At 45.9% G+C, this 18,311-nt stretch carries 14 protein-coding genes; 8 read left to right on the forward strand and 6 right to left on the reverse strand.

The features are described from left to right. The first annotated feature begins 1 nt into the window (after nt 1). The 3 genes from AB4Z45_RS10925 to AB4Z45_RS10935 are packed head-to-tail and all read left to right on the forward strand — an operon-like array spanning nt 2 to nt 5,098. A complete protein-coding gene (locus AB4Z45_RS10925; RefSeq protein ID WP_076270204.1) occupies nt 2-1,813 on the forward strand; it encodes a cache domain-containing sensor histidine kinase in 1,812 nt (603 codons plus the stop codon). Further along, a complete protein-coding gene (locus AB4Z45_RS10930; protein WP_441909234.1) occupies nt 1,810-3,450 on the forward strand; it encodes a response regulator transcription factor in 1,641 nt (546 codons plus the stop codon). Before AB4Z45_RS10925 ends, AB4Z45_RS10930 begins: the two co-directional genes overlap by 4 nt. Nucleotides 3,451-3,481: 31 nt before the next feature. Then, nucleotides 3,482-5,098: a glycoside hydrolase family 3 protein gene (locus tag AB4Z45_RS10935; RefSeq protein WP_441909235.1), complete on the forward strand. Its 1,617-nt coding sequence runs from the start codon at nt 3,482-3,484 to the stop codon at nt 5,096-5,098. A gap of 55 nt (nt 5,099-5,153) precedes the next feature. On the opposite strand, the gene AB4Z45_RS10940 is transcribed toward AB4Z45_RS10935, so the two are convergent. After that, nucleotides 5,154-6,296 (reverse strand): YfbR-like 5'-deoxynucleotidase, encoded by a 1,143-nt coding sequence (locus tag AB4Z45_RS10940; RefSeq protein WP_441909236.1) that lies wholly within the window; start codon nt 6,294-6,296, stop codon nt 5,154-5,156. Between the two features lie 115 nt (nt 6,297-6,411). Here AB4Z45_RS10940 and AB4Z45_RS10945 point away from each other — a divergent pair, with 115 nt between their 5' ends. The 3 genes from AB4Z45_RS10945 to AB4Z45_RS10955 all read left to right on the forward strand — a co-directional run bounded on the left by AB4Z45_RS10945 (nt 6,412) and on the right by AB4Z45_RS10955 (nt 10,035). Further along, nucleotides 6,412-7,389, forward strand: a complete 978-nt coding sequence (locus AB4Z45_RS10945) for a bile acid:sodium symporter family protein (protein ID WP_441909237.1) — start codon at nt 6,412-6,414, stop codon at nt 7,387-7,389. A 38-nt stretch (nt 7,390-7,427) separates the two neighbouring features. After that, nucleotides 7,428-9,203, forward strand: a complete 1,776-nt coding sequence (gene pnpS / locus AB4Z45_RS10950; RefSeq protein WP_441909238.1) for a two-component system histidine kinase PnpS — start codon at nt 7,428-7,430, stop codon at nt 9,201-9,203. Between the two features lie 109 nt (nt 9,204-9,312). Next, nucleotides 9,313-10,035, forward strand: coding sequence for a response regulator transcription factor (locus tag AB4Z45_RS10955; protein ID WP_076270199.1), 723 nt, complete (start codon nt 9,313-9,315; stop codon nt 10,033-10,035). A 102-nt stretch (nt 10,036-10,137) separates the two neighbouring features. Here the strand turns inward: AB4Z45_RS10955 and AB4Z45_RS10960 are convergent, their stop codons facing one another. Further along, entirely contained in the window at nt 10,138-11,004 is an 867-nt protein-coding gene (locus AB4Z45_RS10960) for an AraC family transcriptional regulator (protein WP_339204013.1), read from the reverse strand. 174 nt (nt 11,005-11,178) lie between these two features. Between AB4Z45_RS10960 and AB4Z45_RS10965 the strand changes: the two genes are divergently transcribed. Further along, complete coding sequence (locus tag AB4Z45_RS10965) at nt 11,179-12,030, forward strand: lipoate--protein ligase family protein (RefSeq protein WP_441909240.1); 852 nt, start codon at nt 11,179-11,181, stop codon at nt 12,028-12,030. A 6-nt stretch (nt 12,031-12,036) separates the two neighbouring features. Here the strand turns inward: AB4Z45_RS10965 and AB4Z45_RS10970 are convergent, their stop codons facing one another. The 4 genes from AB4Z45_RS10970 to AB4Z45_RS10985 all read right to left on the reverse strand — a co-directional run bounded on the left by AB4Z45_RS10970 (nt 12,037) and on the right by AB4Z45_RS10985 (nt 16,026). Continuing rightward, entirely contained in the window at nt 12,037-12,513 is a 477-nt protein-coding gene (locus AB4Z45_RS10970) for a threonine/serine exporter family protein (protein WP_441909242.1), read from the reverse strand. A gap of 76 nt (nt 12,514-12,589) precedes the next feature. Next, a complete protein-coding gene (locus AB4Z45_RS10975; RefSeq protein WP_441885909.1) occupies nt 12,590-13,348 on the reverse strand; it encodes a threonine/serine exporter family protein in 759 nt (252 codons plus the stop codon). A 47-nt stretch (nt 13,349-13,395) separates the two neighbouring features. Continuing rightward, nucleotides 13,396-14,583, reverse strand: a complete 1,188-nt coding sequence (locus AB4Z45_RS10980; protein ID WP_441909244.1) for a M20 family metallopeptidase — start codon at nt 14,581-14,583, stop codon at nt 13,396-13,398. A gap of 594 nt (nt 14,584-15,177) precedes the next feature. Continuing rightward, entirely contained in the window at nt 15,178-16,026 is an 849-nt protein-coding gene (locus tag AB4Z45_RS10985; RefSeq protein ID WP_441909245.1) for an AraC family transcriptional regulator, read from the reverse strand. Nucleotides 16,027-16,147: 121 nt separating this feature from the next. Here AB4Z45_RS10985 and AB4Z45_RS10990 point away from each other — a divergent pair, with 121 nt between their 5' ends. Further along, the gene (locus tag AB4Z45_RS10990) at nt 16,148-18,217 is read left to right on the forward strand and encodes a beta-galactosidase (protein WP_441909247.1); all 2,070 of its coding nucleotides are present in this window, start codon (nt 16,148-16,150) and stop codon (nt 18,215-18,217) included. Nucleotides 18,218-18,311: the final 94 nt, after the last annotated feature.

Raw genomic sequence — 18,311 nt, forward strand, 5'->3', positions numbered from 1 at the left:
GATGAACTTGAGACCGAAATTGATGCTTGCATTCATATTTCTGATCGTCATTCCGATGATTGGCCTCGGCATATTCTCATTCATTAACTCTGAGACGCTGCTGGAGAAAAAGTATAGCGAGCAAACCGAAATTTCGCTCAGGGCTGTAGGAGGCAATATTCATTATTTCTTTCGAGAGCTTGATCAGCTATCCGATGGTAATTTAACGAGCACAGAAGTGCAGGATACACTGAAATACAGCTCGTATAATTCCAATGATGCTGGCACACTCATTCAAATTAACCAAGCAGAGAAAGAAATGAAACGGATTTTGTTCCAACACCCCGCTGTCAGCTTTGTTGTGCTGTATGCGAAGGATGGGACAATGTTCCGCTCTTACCGCAACGATCCGACGACGTTCAAGCCTATTTCCTTCGATATGCTCAAGCAGCATTCCGTTTATAAGGATGTAATGAATCTTGGCGGACGTCCGCTTTGGATTGGACCTTATGAGCAGCGTGAGCTGACAGGTGTTGAACCGCCTCTATTTACACAAATTCGTGTCGTTAAAGATATTGAGTCATTTAATGATTTGGGCGTAATGATTACGCAGTACAAAACGGAAGAAATATCGAGCATGCTCAAAACCTTTCAAAACCCGCAATCCAATGCAGCTGAAACAAGATACCTCATTGTCAATAAAGCAGGCCTTATTATGCTGGACAGCAAAAAAAAGATGGATGGTCATAATATAAATGAACAGACCGATTCATTGCCTCAGCACACGAATAACTACAATAGCTCGCGAGAAAAGTTTGAAGGTATAGACAGTCTTGTTTCTTCCTATCAATTGGATCGCAATGGTTGGATACTCGTGTCCATAAAGCCTTGGGATTCACTTACTAACGAAAATGTTCGGTTTGTCCAGTGGATTGGGATGATTACGGTCCTTGGTTTGCTATCGGCGGTATTGTTCAACGTCTTTTTTGTTAACCGAGTAGCGAAAACGATCATTAAAGTTGTTCGTAAAATGAGATTGGTTGAGCAGGGGTTGCTTGATATTCGAGTAACAGCTCAAGGTAAGGATGAAACCGTTCTACTGGCCAACAGCTTCAATAGTATGGTTGAGCGAATCGGCAATTTGCTAAGTGAAGTGCGCAGAGAGCAGGCACGTAAGCAGCATGCGGAAATGATGCTTATGCAGGCGCAGATTAAACCGCATTTCCTATTTAATACGCTCGAATCAATTAATGCTCTTGCAGCACAAAATGAAGGCGCAAAAATTATGTTGATGGTGCGCAGATTAAGCAATTTGCTTCGCACAAGCATGCATCAATCCGAAGAAATAAGGATCAGCCAAGAAATTGAGCATGTCCGCAGTTATTTGGAAATACAGAAATACCGCTTCGAGGAGCTTTTCTCATACGAATTGAATGTCCCGGCAGAAGCACTTGATTTCTCCATACTAAAGCTTTCGCTTCAACCGCTCGTAGAAAATAGCATTCAGCATGGGTTTGATGGTTATGAAGACGGACAAGGCAGGATATCAATTGACGTAACTGCTGAGCCTCATCAGATCGTCATTATGGTTCGTGACAACGGATTAGGCATGAGCTCCAGAGTGCTGACTAAGCTGTCAGCAGAGTCAGACTCTGAAAGCAAGCAGACGGATGCTGCGCAAATGGGTGAGAGAAGAGGACTTGGATTACGAAATGTTGCAGATCGCTTGCGCATACATTATGGTCCTGCGTTCGGTTTGTGGATTTGTAGTCAAGAGGGCAGCGGGACCGTTATTCGCTGTGTAATTCCGAAGAGCAGAGGTGATCAGCTATGACGGGTAAAGTACTCCTAGTTGACGATGAGGCACATATTACGAGAAATCTAGAAAAAGTTATTCCCTGGGAAATGCTAGGTCTTACCGTTGGCGGTACAGCTAAAAATGGTGTTGAAGCGTTAGAGCTAATGGAGCAGCAACATTTTGATTTATTGCTGTGCGATATTCGCATGCCGGTTATGGACGGCTTGGAGCTTGTTCGGCATATCCGTGATAAAGCAATGACTTGCGATATTATTATGCTGTCGGGATATCAGGATTTCGCTTATACGCGAACAGCAATTCAATTTGGCGTCAACGATTATGTGTTAAAGCCGATACCTTATGATGAATTGACTGGTGTTATTGCTAGAGTGATGTCTACTCAGCGCAGTAAGCAGAAGCTGCAGCAGGAAGAGAAGCAGAAGCTCGGACGGATGATCGATCTCGCTAGCGAGAAAATTTTGTACGATATTATTATGGATTATACCGATGTTACTGCAGATAATTGGCTCTTGACCGGAGATGAACAGCAGCTCAAGCGGCAGCAGTTCGTCTTAATTGTGCTTGATCTTGATGTAAGCTCGGAGAAGACGAAGGATTGGCGTGACTGGTCCGATAAGGAAAGAAAGCTGTGGAATTTTGCTGTATGTAATGTACTGCGGGAGAAGCTGCAGCAAAATGGGCTGCATCATGCGGTTATTCAAATTCGAGATGGTGAGTGGTGTGTACTCATTGAAACGGAGAAAACGGCTGAATTTGATATTGCCTTCATTAAAAACTGGGCAGACATGTTGTTGTCTGCGATTAAGAGCCATGTAAAGCTGAATTTATTTGCAGGTATTTATCATAAGTTTGCAGCGGTTGCTGACTTATCGCAAGCCTATAAGCTAGTACAGCAAGGGATGCAGCTTACGCCTGTCCATGACATTATCGCTATTTATCCATCCGCTCAGCAAAAATCATCGCAAGCAGATCAAGCGTTTTGGGATACTGCGGAGAAATTAATTGGAGCGGTTAAACGCGGGGATACGATAAGCGTAGACAGCGAGCTTCAAAGTATTACGCTGCTGTTGCAGAGAATGAATGAGCCTTCATTAAATCGTGTAAAGCCGCTGCTTCATTTCTTTGTCCTGCATCTTATGCGCGAGATGAAAGAAATGGGCGTATTTACTCGTGAGCAAGAGGATATGCTTTGGCGGAGATTGGATCGCCGCTTTGGCATTAAGGATTTATTATCAGTTATTCGTCAAGTTACGAATACGGTCTCGGAGAAATCTATGGATAAGAAAAAGCAATCGGAACGTTCAATGGCTGAAGCGAAAGCCTTTTTGGACCGCAATCTTTATCGCGATCTAAGTGTTGAAGAAACGGCAACTCATGTCGGTTTAAGCACCTCTTATTTTAGTTTATTGTTCAAGCAGACTTTTGGCGAAACGTTTATCGAATATGTAACTCGGCAGCGGATGGAGCGCGCGAAGGCGATGCTTGGGGAATCACTCAAGAGCGTTGCACAAATCGCGAAGGAAGTCGGTTATGCGGAGCGGCGATATTTTACAAAAGTATTTATGAAATATACAGGTGAGAATCCTACCGATTATCGTACGAGACGGCAAGAGGGCGGACAACATAACGAGGCTTTGAATGAGCCGTCGTAATAGGGTTGATAAGTGAAGGGACGGGGAAGCATTGACGACAACGCGTGAGTGGGATAACTGGAGCTTGAAGAAGAAGGTTGGACAATTATTTGTATTTGGTTTTCATGGCTTTGAGCCAACGGCGCAAATCAAGCAGTTAATTGAAACGAGCGGGATTGGCGGAACGATCTATTTTTCCCGCAATGTGAAAGATGCTAAGCAGGTGCACAAGCTTAGCGGCGAGCTTCAAAGCATCGCAAGAAAAGCTGGCAATCCGCCTCTATTCGTAGCGATCGATCAAGAAGGCGGCATGGTTGCAAGACTAGTTGACGGTGTAACGCTTATGCCGGGCAACATGGCACTTGGTGCAACCGGTGATAAGGAGAGCGCTAGAGAGACAGCATTTGTATGTGGTGAAGAGCTTCGTCAATTGGGTATTACGATGAATTATGCGCCTTGTATTGATGTTAACAATAATCCGGATAACCCCGTTATTAATGTGCGTTCGTATAGCGACCGTTCTGATGTTGTTGCAGAACTCGGAGCAGCCGCAGTAGCAGGCTATCAAGCTGCACGAGTTGCTGCGACAGTTAAACATTTTCCAGGGCATGGCGATACGGCGGTGGATTCCCATCATGCGCTGCCGATATTGATGCATGGGCGTGATCGATTAGATGCGATTGAGTTGAAGCCATTCCGCGCTGCAATTGAAGCAGGCACGGATTGCATTATGACAGCGCATGTTTGCTTGCCGGCGCTTGATCCATCAGGCGTGCCATCGACTTTGTCTGAGCCTGTCATCACGGGTTTACTGCGCAAAGAGCTTGGTTATGACGGGATTGTTGTGACAGATTGTTTAGAGATGGATGCGATTGATAAAACCTATGGTCCAGAGCAGGGAGCTATTAAAGCGCTGCAAGCGGGAGCCGATATGGTGCTGATCAGCCATACATTTGATAAACAATGGGCTGCCCTTGAAGCCGTTGTGCGTGCTGTTGAGAACGGTGAGCTTGCAGAAGCTCGTATTAACGAGGCGCTTAATCGGATTATGACACTTAAGGAGAAGCTTGTGCTTGAGGAGCCTTTGCTGCCGTGGTCACAAGTGGAATGGGGAATTGGTACGGAAGTAAATCGAGCGGTTGCAATTAAATGGAGCGAGGCTTCAGTTACATTAGTAAAAGACGATGGGCCATTGCTGCCATTAAGCCGCGAGAAAAGCACGCTCGTATTGTGGCCCAAAATTGTCCCTGTTTCGGTGGCTGACGAAATGCTTTCAGGCGACGGCTCATTAGGTCACTTTCTTGGGGAGTATGGAGCTAATATCGTCGAGCGTCAAATGGATGATGACCATCCACTCGCTGATTTGGAAACATTCTCACAAATTGTCGTTGTCACTTACGACGCTTCGAAGCATCCGGTAGAGCGCGATATTGCACGCGAGGTCGTAAAATTGGCACCGGAGCGTACGGTAGCTGTGTCGGTTCGGAACCCGCTTGATTTATTGCTTTATCCGGAAGTGAAAACCTATTTGGCAGTGTATGAGTGTCGTCCACTCGCGCTTGCTGCTGCAGCGAGAGTATTGTTAGGTGATCTCAAACCGCAAGGCAAGCTGCCGTTAGAAATATCGGCTGCTTATCCATTTGGCTGGAGTGCTGCTGTCCATAGCTAATATAAACCAAAGCTGGGCCGCGAGATATATCTCGCGGCTATTTTGTATGGAACACTTATTGTCCAATCAAATTGGAATAGGTTAAGTCATGCAAAATATAGGCAAGGAAAAAAACAACACAGTCATTCTCATAGCGATGCTGAACCTTCACCAGCTGGTTATAATAAGTATCAGCGTAATGTGGATTATTTCGCATCTCAAGGCTTGCTTTGATTAAGGCGTCCAGCTTGTCGGAAATATCAACAAGCTCACCATTTGCATCTGCTGACTTGCTGTGTACTATGAATTCTGTCATATCTTCATGAAAAAACGATGGAAGCTTATTAATCATGAACTGAGCGGTTTCTTTCTCGTATTGCTCGAAAGCGTGTTTAATGTTTGGATTATTGTGCTTGAAATTCGATACAACATCGCCGGATAAAGCTTCAGGCAAATCATGAAGGGCAGCTTTGGCGAGCAGCTTATAGAGATCGATATTTTTATTGCCGAAGCGCTCGATTTCAAGCAGCCCATTAAACAAAGCAAGTGAAGCGACTCGGAAGGAATGTGTCGCATCATTGTCTGGAACGAGATTATAGCTGCCGTTCCATCTTTTTACGGTATCGAGATTCATAATGTATTGGATAAATTCATAAATGCCATCATGTTTATCGTATTCATCGAGCAGCCAGTGTATGGATGGAAGCTCTGTGCTTCGCAGCACTTGTTCGAGCTCCTTATATTTGGCATGAAAAAAAGGATTCGTGTCATAACGAGATTCTCTGTGACAATACAAGTAGGCATCCAGCGTATCGATGGCATCAACTAATCGTCCAATAGGTGAATCATCTTGCGCATGGACGATAAAATCGAAAGCTTGAGCCTGTAGAGACTTGGATAGGTACGAGACAATCTCCTTGCTGAGTTCCATCTCGAAATCTCGGATATGATTCATAACGAGCGATTCTTTTTTGGTGACATGCTTAATGGAGCCGGTGCCCGTGTTTTTGAGATCACCCCATAAGCATCTTCCTACAAGCTTCAGCTTATCTAACGGCTGCTTGAATATTTTTTCTTCAATAATACCAATCAAAATAGACAATGCAGCGCATCTAAAGCTATGAGCGGAGGCGTTATCCTCAAATCGTGGAGCATATTCGCTCCATCTAGGTACATATTGCATCCGAATGATCGTATTGGTGAATTTGCCGTTTTTCATAAATCGGGCTCCTTTTTAGTCGAAGTTCAAGAGTTTCCGTTCATGTGCGTAATGACTATGTTATTATATAGCTTATGTACAAAATCGACTAGAAGAGGTAAATGAGGGAAAGATCATGCGTGAATGGGGTTTAGCTTTTAACCAGCAATTTGAGAGATGGATGTTCATCATTATTCCAGGATCGTTGATACTTGGCTTTCTATTTGCAACACAGCTTCAGCCTTTTATTGAAATGGTTCCTTACTTATTTGCCTATGTCACGCTAACGATGGCCATTGGCTGTGGATTAGGACAATTGCGAGAGGTACTGAAGCGGCCGGGCATTATGGGGCTTACCTTTTTGATTGCTCATGTCGTATCTCCGCTGGTAGCCTATGGACTTGGGGCACTCGCATTTGGTGCAGATTCGCCCTATGTGGTGGGCCTCGTTTTGTTTACGCTTATACCAATCGGAGTGTCTACCGTGCTATGGGTTGGCATGTCAGGAGGCAGTGTTCCGCTTATGCTAGCCATGGTTGTGCTCGATTCAGCGCTTAGTCCACTGGTAGTGCCGGCGGGTATCCATCTGTTTTTTGACTCTGCTGTTGAAGTGAAGGCAGGACCTATTATTGTTGATTTACTCGTTATTATTGTACTTCCTACGATCATTGGCGTCGCCCTTAATCAAATGAGCCGAGGACGTATTCAAAGTATCGTGCAGCCCTTTACAGCACCGCTTTCCAAGCTTTGTTTCGTCGGTGTTGTCGCGTTAAATGCATCGGCTATTGCGCCTCATTTAGGAGAGCTGAAGCAGGATATGCTGCTGCTCGTTCCAATTGTTGTGCTGCTGGTTAGTGCTTGTTACACCTTCGGCTACATTGGAACGGCGCCGCTTCGCAAACGCGAGCAGCAGGTGACCGTTTCCTATGCAACAGGAATGCGCAACATTTCTCTTGGCATTGTGCTGGCGCTCGGTTATTTCAGTCCAATAGCTGCTGTGCCTGTTGTGTTGTCGATTCTTATACAGCAGCCGTTAGCAACGGTGTACCATTATGTTTTACAAAAACTTAATAATAACAAGGGTAGCGAAAGTACTGCTACGCATGTACCATAAACGATGTGTGCATGATTAAACATAAGGAGTGAATTTTAATGAACAGCTTCCGCACTAGGCTGACGCTCATCATGATTGCGATGATCGCATTATCGGTCAGTGCAGCAGGATTATTTATGGTCAAAACGTTCAAAGAAAACCATATCAACGCGCTTGAAGACAATATGGTTCGTGAGATGCAGATCATCTCGGCAAAAATGAATTGGAAATCAGGCGAAATTTCCTCCTTATATGACTATTATACAAATGAGGCAAAGGAGCTCCAGCGTTATGCGGGTGCTCGAGTAACCTTTATTCGCAATGACGGTGTGGTGTTAGGTGATTCAAATGGAGATCCTCGGGATATGGACAATCATCTAAACCGTGCCGAAATTAAAGAAGCATTGGCTACAGGAACAGGAAGATCGATTCGGGCTAGTGAAACGGTTAAACAAAATATGATGTATGTGGCTATCCCTGTAACGGTGGTGCCGGGTCAATCGCCTGATGTCATTCGCCTTGCGATGAGTTTGAAGGAAGTTGATGAAAGCATACGTCAATTGACGATGATGCTGTTCTTAGGACTGCTTGTGCTTTTCCTTATTGCAGCTTTTATTAGCTACCGCCTTGCACTTGGTCTGACAAAACCCCTGGAGCAAATTACGAAGGTTGCCAAGCGCATCAAAAACATGGATTATTTGGCAAGAGTAAAAGTGACAAAGCAAGATGAAATTGGTGAGCTTGGAAATGCTATTAATGCAATGGCAGACAGCTTGCAAATTCAAATGACGCGTATCCAGCAAAATGAGAATCAGCTTGAGAGTGTTCTCGATAATATGATTAACGGAATCGTCATGATCGACCTGAATGGAAAAATCGTATTGATGAACAGACGTGCAGAGGAAGTGCTCGGCTTCTCGGCACGCGAGCTTGTCGGACGTCATTATGCGGAAGCGAAGCAGCAATACGAGCTGTCGCAAATGATTCAAGAGGGTCTTAAAAGCAAGCAGCATCTGCGCGAGGAGATTACATTTTATTTTCCGGAGGAGAGGCTGCTTGAGCTTAATCTCGTGCCGATACATCCGGAGGGGAATGATTTCTCTGGTGTGCTGCTTGTCCTGCAGGACGTTTCCGCTATTCGCAGGCTGGAGAGGATGCGCAGTGAATTTGTCGCAAACGTCTCCCATGAGCTGAAAACGCCGATTACCGCAGTAAAAGGTTTTGCTGAGACGCTGCTTGGCGGCGCGGTTAATGACGAAGAAACAGCGCGTTCTTTCTTGCAAATTATATTTGATGAGTCAGATCGGCTTAACCGATTGATCGGAGATATATTGGAGCTGTCCAAAATCGAGTCACGGCGAGTGCCGCTTGTCTTCTCGCCTGTAGAAGTGGATACGTTCGTTCACAAGTCGATTAAGCTGATGGAATCAGAAGCGGTACGCAAAAGAATTGAGCTCAGCATGAACATTGAGCCGGGACTTTATGTCGAAGCGGATGAGGATCGTTTGCGCCAAATCATTATGAATTTATTATCGAACGGGATTAACTATACGCCTGAAGGGGGCAGAGTATCCTTAAAGGTTGAAGCCTTGGGCGATGATCATATTCGCATCCAAATTAGCGATTCCGGCATCGGTATTCCGAAAAAGGATCTGCCGCGTATATTTGAACGGTTTTATCGCGTAGACAAAGCACGATCGCGCAGCTCAGGCGGTACAGGGCTTGGATTATCAATCGTTAAGCATCTCGTTGAGCTTCATAAAGGTACCATTACAGTAACAAGTGATGTTGGTGTAGGGTCTACATTCACGATCGAGCTGCCTGTACTGCAATAGAAAAAAAGATTTACCTATTCTTCATGAATCCGTGATAAACTAAAGATAAACGTTCTAAATATGCGGATGCGGCGTCTTTGGCGCCGCCATTCGCCAGGTTGGAGGTAACATGTCGCATAAAGTGCTCGTCATTGAAGATGAACCGACATTAGCAAGGCTTCTGTCGTATAATTTGACCCAAGAGGGCTATGAAACGACCGTTATCGATCATGGCGGGGAAGGCTTGCAGACAGCTTTGCAGCGTAATTTCGATTTGGTCATCTTAGATATCATGCTTCCTGGCATGAACGGCTTTGAAATATTAAACCGTCTTCGCCAAAATGGCGTAAGAACACCGGTCATTATTTTAACAGCTCGCAATGCGGAAGAAGAGGTTGTGCAAGGACTGAAGCATGGTGCTGATGATTATATTACGAAGCCGTTTGGCGTGGCTGAGCTTCTAGCACGCGTATCCGCGGTGCTTCGTCGGACACAGCTTGATGATAGCAAGCCGATCGAGTCTTCAGAGAAAGTCATTACAGCTGGTGATTTGTCCATCTATCCCGAGAAGTATGAGGTCATCTTAAACGGCGATACGATTCCGCTTAGACCGAAGGAGTTCGAGGTTCTGCTTTATTTAGTACAGCGTCCAGGCATGGTAATTACGCGGGATGATCTTATGAATGTCGTGTGGGGCTTCGATTATATCGGCGGCCAGCGTACGGTTGATGTTCATGTGAGCTCATTGCGGAAGAAGCTGGAGCTTGGTCAGCAATCTGTACAAATCGAATCGATCCGTGGTGTAGGTTATAAGCTCGTTATGCCAAAAAAGCTCGTTACCCCGAAATTATAGGGTAGACGAGCTTTTTCTAATATTTATACTTATCTTATTTTCTCCCTCAAAGCTGCTTCAGCATCCAAAGGACGCTGAAGGCATTTTTGGTTAATAAGCAGATTATTGCCGGTTAAGCACAAGCATCTTACGCTGGAATTGCTTAGGCGAGCAGTCATTGTATTTTTTAAACATTTTATAGAAATGTGCCATATTCGGCATCCCGATTCGCTCGCCAACCTCCGATATGCTCAAATCCTTCGTCAGCAATATTCGTTCAGCCCACTTCACCTTGCGATAATTCACATATTCCGTAAAAGAAAGCCCGATCGTTTTTTTGAAATATTTTACGAAGTAATAATAGCTCATATTGGCGATCTTGCATACTTCTTCAACTTGGATACGATCCGTCAGATGATTTTCGATATAATCGAGCACCGGCTTCAGGCGTATACGTTCAAAGTTATCTTGCTCAATCAACACTTTGCGGCTGTCGTTGCGAAGCAAAAGCAGCAATATTTGCTTGACTAAAACGCTAACTGCCAGCTCATAGCCTGTTTCCTTATGTGTTGTCTCGTGCAATAGCTGATGAATGTAAGAGACAGCTTGCTGCTTTGCCGTGTTGTTTTCTTGGAAAATATAATTCGCTTTACTGAGCGGTGTTTGGGTTTCTGAGAAGTACCGCATATAGGGAATCGTGCTTTGATCAAAAAACGGTTCCAGATCGAATTGAAGCACAATATAATCGAGCAAGTTATGGCTGCGATCGGAGTGCAGCTCCGAAGCTCCGATAAGCACGATGTCGCCAGAAGTCAGGTGAAAGCTTTCTTCATCGACGTAAACGTCCAGCTCACCCTCAAGAATGAGCAGCAGCTCAACCTGTTTATGATAATGCCAGTTTGTGTAACCGTCCAGACTGCGAATGGGGCGAAAAACGCGCAGCGACAGCAATGGGTTTTCGTATGCGACTTTTTCATTTATTGCTTCCAAATCAAATGTTACCCCCTTGGCGCTGCATGACAATATCCTTATTGTAGTGAATGCTTTCGCCATTAGCAATAAGGGAGCAGTATAAATGATGCGCGATTGCTCATTTATCGTTAAAATAGATATAACTTAGCAAGTATACGGAGTAAGGGAATAGCAGAGAGGGCTGGACGACATATGGAACGGGATTCGATAAGGAATTATGGATTGGAAAATGTGCTGCTGCTCGACCGAATGAATGAGCTGGATGAATTAGATGTGTTATATCCATTTGCGCTTGATGAGCTGCTTTGCAGAAAAACAGGGCAGGGAGGTCCAGCCATTTGCCATATTTGGCGTCACCCAAGAGCATTTGTAATGGGACTGCGCGACAGCCGATTGCCAGGCGCTGCCGACGCTGAAATGGCTCTTCAATCGGAAGGCTGGTCTACTGCTGTACGCAATTCGGGAGGAGCTGCGGTACCGCTTGATTTGGGGGTCATTAATATATCGCTCATCATGCCGAAAAAAGCGTTGGACTCTTTTCATTTTCATGATGATTTTGAAAAAATGTATGGGCTGATTCGTCATGCATTACAGGAGACGGGCTGCCAAGTAGATAAAGGGGAAATCAAAGGCGCTTATTGTCCTGGCGAATTTGATTTGAGCATTGGCGGGTATAAATTTTGCGGCATCGCACAGCGTCGGCAGACGCATGCCTTTATTGTACAAGCCTTTATTGTAGCGGATGGATCTGGCCAGGAGCGAGCCAGCTTCGTTCGATCCTTCTATGATAAAGCTGCACAGGGGAAAAGCGAAAACGATTATCCGCTTGTGGCTGCTGAAAGCACGGCTAGTTTGGAGCAATTGACACCGCTTGGCGCAGGAGCCGGAGAAGCTTTTGTCAAAGCGGTCAAACGAGTCATAGCTTCGCAGCAGACGGAAGCGGGTATGAGAGAAGCAGAGTCGAAGCTTGTAATGCCGACAAAAGAACAAATCATAGAAATGGCCAATATATTGCGTTCCAGGTATGTGATTCCATCTCAATAAATTACGCTAACGTTCCGTTTTACGGATGAGCTGGTTGACGACCTCTGAGAAAATAAGTCCAATGGCAATGGCTCCTGAGAGCATGAATGCTTTTACGGCTAGCTGCACGGCAATGTCATAATTGTCTTCCACGACGTTTCTCATTGCATCGTAGGCGAGTCCGCCGGGAACTAAAGGAATAATGCCGGATACGCTGAAGACGATTATGGGCGTTTTGTATAGCTTAGAGAATAGCTGGCTCACCACGGTTACGATAAAAGCAGCAATTAGCGTCGCAGGAATGGTATCCAGCGACAGCTCTGTGCAGGAAATATAAATGTACCAGCCTATCATGCCAACAACGCCGCAGTGCACAAGCGTTCGCTTCGGTACGTTGAAGATGAGGCCGAAGGCTGCTGAAGCTATAAAGCTAGTGACTAGCTGTTCTAATATCGACAACGTAATACACCTCCGAATTTTGCGAAATATAAGAAAGTATATCATTTTCTATTACTTATCTTATATTTCACCGTCAAAGCTGCTTCAGCGTCTAAAGTACGCCGAAGGCGTTTTTGCATGATTAATAAAACGAGAGCACCGCGGCGATCCCCGCGCCCACTGCGAATGCTGTGAGAAAAGCTTCTGCTCCCTTTGAAAGCCCTGATACAAGGTGGCCTGCCATCAGGTCTCTAACTGCTGCTGTAATATGCAAGCCGGGCACAAGAGGCATAACAGAGCCGATAATAATTTTATCGAGGTCAAATCCATATCCTTTATGTACAAACAGCACGGACAAGGTGCCGATCAGCAAAGCTGTAATAAACTCGGAGAAAAACTTGATTGGCACGATTCGATGCAGCTTAACTGAAAAACCGAAGCTAATGCCGCTGATGAGCACAACAGGGATGAAGTCGCGCCAGCTGCCTTGGAACATGATAAGAAAACAGCCGCTCGCTATAGCAGCTGCTATGATTTTCATCCAAACCGGATAAACGAAAGCGTTAGAGTCTATTTCCTGCAAAAGTCGGTGTGCATCTCCAGCAGCCAGTGTGCCGGTGCTAATTTTTCTGGAAATATCGTTAACTAAGGATACCTTAAGCAAATTCGTCGAACGCTCGGAAATACGAATGAGCTTCGTCATCTGGGATGAACCGTCAATGGCAAATATAATACCGGTCGGCGTGACGAAGCTATGGGAGTTCTCTATGCCGTAAGCAGCTGCAATTCGGGACATCGTATCTTCGACACGATAGGTTTCGCCGCCGTTTTGCAAAATGATTTTGCCGGCCAATAAACAAATTTGTGTAATCTCGTGGCTATTGATGATGCTTTTATCCATTGCGGCCTGCCTCCCTATTCCGAGCGAAGTTGTACTTTATCCTGTTCTTACTTACTGCTTTTGGTTTGATGCTCGAATTCAGTGCGAATACGTGCGAGCAGCGCAGGATCGACAAATACGTCGTATGCGGTTGCAGCTAGCATTTTGGCACCAAATAACATGCCGTCCAGCGCATATTCGGTCATTGCCGCATCACGAAACGCCTCCGTATGAAGCAGAAAACGATCCTGTACCACCTTGACGTAAGGATGAATAGCTGGACAGCGAACGGAGACGTTGCCTAAATCAAGCGAGCCATGATCCTTGCCGATTTCCATATCCTCAGGGCGAATGCCTGCCTCGATCAGATTCGTATTGAATTGCTCGGACAATGCTTCATTAGTAAGCAGCTCGTCATAAGAGTATTCGAAATGACTTGTTGTAACGGTGCAGCCCGTCTGCAATGCGGCCCCTTCTGCACAGCGCAGCACTTTCGCAGTGAGCTCGTTTGTATAAGTACGTGAAGCCGAGCGGACATAAAATTTGGCCGATGCATAATCAGGAATGATGTTCGGCGCCTTGCCGCCGTTGTCAATAATACCATGAATGCGCGCATCGCTGCGTGTTTGTTGGCGCAGCGCATTAACGCTATTGAACAGCTGAAGCACAGCATCCAGCGCATTAATTCCTTCATATGGACTTGCAGCTGCATGCGCGGCTAGACCATGAAATTCAAACTGCACAGCATCCAGCGCTAGTGATTCGCCTGAACGTTCAAACGTATAGTATGGATGCGCCATTAAAGCGAAGTCGCAGTCATCGAATAAACCTGCCTCTGCCATTGGTACTTTCGCTCCGCGTGTTTCCTCAGCTGGCGTACCATAGATGCGAATTTTTCCGCCAATGCCGCTGTTTATCAAAACCGCTTTAAGTCCGACAGCTGCCGCCATGCTCATAGAGCAGATGAGATGATGTCCACAAGCATGTCCGATTTCTGGCAGAGCATCATACTCGCATAAGAAGCCAACTGTCGGACCAGGGTTTCCTGTATCATAAACACCGATAAAAGATGTCTCAATGCCTAAAATACCACGTTCAACCTCAAACCCGTATTTTGCAAGCTCCGTACAGAGCAGCTCAGAAGCAAAAAACTCCTCATGGCCAAGCTCTGGCCGGCTGCCGACCGATCGTGATACCGTGCGAAAAGCATCCGCATATAGATCAATTTCATTAAATATAAGATTTTTATCGGTCATTATATTTTTACCTCCTGAAATGAAGTGAAACCTATGAATTTGGCTATATGTTCGGAACAGGTCAGCTGCAAATAGCGGAAAGTCTGCTGTTAGCACGTATGTGCTCTTACAGCCTCCAAAGTAACCTAGATGAGCGTCCATAAGAACCTATAGGTTCTTATGGCTCCTTCAGGCGTGCTGCCAACAGCGGAAAGTCTGCTGTTAGCACGTATATGTTCTTACAGCCTCCGAAGTAACCTAGCTATGTGCCTGTAAGAACCTATAGGTTCTTACGGAGCCCGTCAGACGTGCTGCCAACAGCGGAAAGTCTGCTGTTAGCACGTATGTGTTCTTACAACCTCCGAAGTAACCTAGCTATGTGCCTGTAAGAACCTATAGGTTCTTATGGCTCCTTCAGGTGTGCTGCCAACAGCGGAAAGTCTGCTGTTAGCACGTATGTGCTCTTACAGCCTCCAAAGTAACCTAGCTGAGCGTCTGTAAGAACCTATAGGTTCTTATGGAGCCCGTCAGGCGTGCTGCCAACAGCGGTAAGTCTGCTGTTAGCACGTATGTGATCTTACGGAACCAGCCCCGAGCTGCCCAATTACCCCCACATCAGCGCATGCCGTGAATTTTTTTAAACTGCTCCGGGCTTAACCCTTCAAGCCGCCTAAAGACGGAGCTGAAGTAGCTGGGGGAGTCGAAGCCGACGCGCTGGGAGATCTCGTGCATCTTGATCTCGCTTTCGCGGAACATAAGCTCCTTGCTCCGATTGACGCGCTCCCGGTTAACGTATGCCATTGGTCGCATTTTCAAAGCTTTCTTAAAAAGCAAGCATAGGTACTGCGGCGTTACATCGATACAGCCTGCTAAATCCTTTATCGTAATAAGCTTGCTGTAATTAGCTTCAATATAATGAAGAACAGGCTGCAGCTTCAAGTAGTTTTGTTCTACCGAGTGTGAGCTTACAAGAATAACCTTCATTAAATCAAGTAAAAACATGTAAACCAGCTTTGAGCATTCGAGACCTAGAAAAGATCGGCCGGATTGCGTCATTGCGTAAATGTTTTTCATGTGGGTAACAATCATATCATGATCAGCAGTCGAATAGACACCGGATTGTGTAATTCCAGCCTGCCTAAACAGCTTGTCGGACAAATCGCCTCTAAAGCTCATCCAAATGATTTCCCAAGGCGCTTGTATTGAAAAATATTGATGCTGCTCGTTCGGAAACAGGCAGAACCCTTGCCCAGCTCGAACGGTCATTTGTTGATCGCCAACATGGAGCTCGCCCGAGCCGCTAATGACTTGCAGCCATTGAAAATGAGGATAGCCGTTTGGACGGTCAATCGGTTCTTGATCGCTCCAATGCCCGATACTCGTGAGATAAACGGGGAGTGACTTGTCTGTCTCTGTCAAAATCGGAAAAACCATCGTGTCGATAGCGGTGGCCTCCTGTTTCATATTTTTATAATGATGCGAAAATACTGTTATATAGTTGGTTTGAGGAACAAGCTATAATATGAATATCATTATAGTATAACCAATAATAGCTGCAAGCAAGACGAAAATGGAGGCAGATGAGATGAGTATGAAATTTCCCCCGATAAGCGCAAAAATTCCGCAAATGCTGCATGGTGCAGATTATAATCCAGATCAATGGCAGAAGTATCCTGAGGTGCTGGAGGAAGACATCCGCCTCATGAAGCTTGCACATTGCAACGTGATGTCTGTAGGCATTTTTGCATGGATGGCGATCGAGCCTGAGGAAGGCGTATTTACATTTGAATGGCTGGACACGTTGCTTGATAAATTTGCTGCTAACGGCATATATGCCTTGCTTGCTACACCAAGCGGTGCGCGCCCGGTATGGATGTCTCAAAAATATCCGGAAGTGCTGCGCGTTGCACCTAACGGAATTCGTAATTTGCATGGTGCGCGCCACAACCACTGCTTCAGCTCACCTGTATATCGCGAGAAAGTAACGATCATGAACTCGAAGCTGGCTGAACGTTATTCGGATCATCCTGCGGTAATCGGCTGGCATATATCAAATGAATATGGCGGCGAATGTCACTGCTCGTATTGTGAAGACGCTTTCCGCGAGTGGCTGAAAAATAAATACGGAACACTAGAAGCGCTTAACGATGCATGGTGGACGACGTTCTGGAGCCATACGTATACCGATTGGAGCCAAGTCGAGTCGCCAACCGAGCGTGGCGAGAAAGCGGTTCACGGCCAGAATGTTGACTGGAGAAGATTCGTTACGGATCAAACGGTTGATTTCTGCCGCAACGAAATTGCTCCGCTGCGCGCCGCTAACAGCGAGCTTCCCATTACGACGAACTTCATGCTTGATTTTGAGCCGCTTAACTATTGGAAGTTTACAGAGCTGCTCGATATGATTTCGTGGGATGCTTATCCAACTTGGCACGATAATGGCGGAGACGACAGCGAGCAAGCGGCGTGGATCGGCTTCAACCATGATGTGTTTCGTTCGCTTGGCGGCGGAAAGCCGTTCATGCTGATGGAAAGCACGCCGAGCATGACGAACTGGCAGCCAATCAGCAAAGTGAAGCGTCCAGGCATGCACATGCTGTCATCGCTTCAAGCGGTGGCACATGGCTCAGATACTGTTCAGTATTTCCAGTGGCGCAAGAGCAGAGGCTCAAGCGAGAAGCTGCATGGTGCAGTAGTGGATCATGTCGGCCATGAGCATACTCGCGTTTTCCGCGATGTGGCTGAGCTTGGCGAAGCTTTGGAGAAACTGACTGAAGTAGTAGGTACAACTGTGAAGCCAGAGGTAGCGCTCATCTATGATTGGGAAAATCGTTGGGCAGTAAAGGATTCGCAAGGCCCGCGCAATAGCGGTCTTCATTATGAGGAAACGGCTAAACGCCATTATCGACCGTTCTGGGATCTGGGTGTGCCAGTGGACATTATTGATTCGGAATGCAGCTTTGATTCATACAAGCTTCTTATGGCTCCTATGTTATACATGGTGCGTCCAGGTGTAGGCGAGCGCATTGAACGTTTTGTTGAAAATGGCGGTACTTTCATCGCTACTTATTGGACAGGTATCGTCGATGAGAATGACCTATGCTTCCTAACAGGTTTCCCAGGACCACTGCGCAAGACGCTTGGGATCTGGTCCGAGGAGATCGATTCGCTGCATGATCATGATTCCAATCAGGTCGTGCTGAAGGACGGAAATAAGCTTGGACTGAGCGGCCAATATACAGCACGCGAGCTGTGTGATCTCATCCATCTTGAAGGGGCGGAGGCACTTGCTGTTTACGGTGAGGATTTTTATGCGGGTCGCCCTGCCTTAACGGTAAATCATTTGGGTGCAGGCAAAGCCTACTATGTTGCATCGCGCAACGAAGCAGCTTTTACAAACGATTTTCTGACTCGGATTATAGAGCAAGAGGGGATCAAGCGTGTTCTTGATTCCGAGCTGCCGCATGGCGTAACTGCACAATTAAGAACGGATGGCGTGAACGACTACGTCTTTGTATCCAACTTCAGTGCAAATGAGGTTTCTGTTGCTTTAGATGCACAGCAGTATACAGATTTGTTGACGGGTGCGGCTCTAAACAACAGTGTTGAATTGAAGCCTTACGGCTGCCGGATCTTGAAACGAGCTTCGAAATAATACTAGTCTCATAGAAAAGCTGTGTGAAGCGTACAGGAAACTGTATGTGGATCACAGCTTTTTTGTTGTATAGTCATAAAGACTCTCTTATTGG

This window comes from Paenibacillus sp. MCAF9 (assembly GCF_052114265.1).
Taxonomy (GTDB): Bacteria; Bacillota; Bacilli; order Paenibacillales; family Paenibacillaceae; genus Pristimantibacillus.

What these genes read in the sequence shown, in the direction of transcription:
- AB4Z45_RS10940 (WP_441909236.1), bottom strand. Translation starts at nt 6,296, where the DNA reads ATGAAAAACGGCAAATTCACCAATACGATCATTCGGATGCAATATGTA.
- AB4Z45_RS10985 (WP_441909245.1), bottom strand. Translation starts at nt 16,026, where the DNA reads ATGAAACAGGAGGCCACCGCTATCGACACGATGGTTTTTCCGATTTTG.
- AB4Z45_RS10980 (WP_441909244.1), bottom strand. Translation starts at nt 14,583, where the DNA reads ATGACCGATAAAAATCTTATATTTAATGAAATTGATCTATATGCGGAT.
- AB4Z45_RS10975 (WP_441885909.1), bottom strand. Translation starts at nt 13,348, where the DNA reads ATGGATAAAAGCATCATCAATAGCCACGAGATTACACAAATTTGTTTA.
- AB4Z45_RS10990 (WP_441909247.1), top strand. Translation starts at nt 16,148, where the DNA reads ATGAGTATGAAATTTCCCCCGATAAGCGCAAAAATTCCGCAAATGCTG.
- AB4Z45_RS10965 (WP_441909240.1), top strand. Translation starts at nt 11,179, where the DNA reads ATGGAACGGGATTCGATAAGGAATTATGGATTGGAAAATGTGCTGCTG.
- AB4Z45_RS10970 (WP_441909242.1), bottom strand. Translation starts at nt 12,513, where the DNA reads ATGATATACTTTCTTATATTTCGCAAAATTCGGAGGTGTATTACGTTG.
- AB4Z45_RS10945 (WP_441909237.1), top strand. Translation starts at nt 6,412, where the DNA reads ATGCGTGAATGGGGTTTAGCTTTTAACCAGCAATTTGAGAGATGGATG.
- AB4Z45_RS10955 (WP_076270199.1), top strand. Translation starts at nt 9,313, where the DNA reads ATGTCGCATAAAGTGCTCGTCATTGAAGATGAACCGACATTAGCAAGG.
- pnpS (WP_441909238.1), top strand. Translation starts at nt 7,428, where the DNA reads ATGAACAGCTTCCGCACTAGGCTGACGCTCATCATGATTGCGATGATC.
- AB4Z45_RS10925 (WP_076270204.1), top strand. Translation starts at nt 2, where the DNA reads ATGAACTTGAGACCGAAATTGATGCTTGCATTCATATTTCTGATCGTC.
- AB4Z45_RS10930 (WP_441909234.1), top strand. Translation starts at nt 1,810, where the DNA reads ATGACGGGTAAAGTACTCCTAGTTGACGATGAGGCACATATTACGAGA.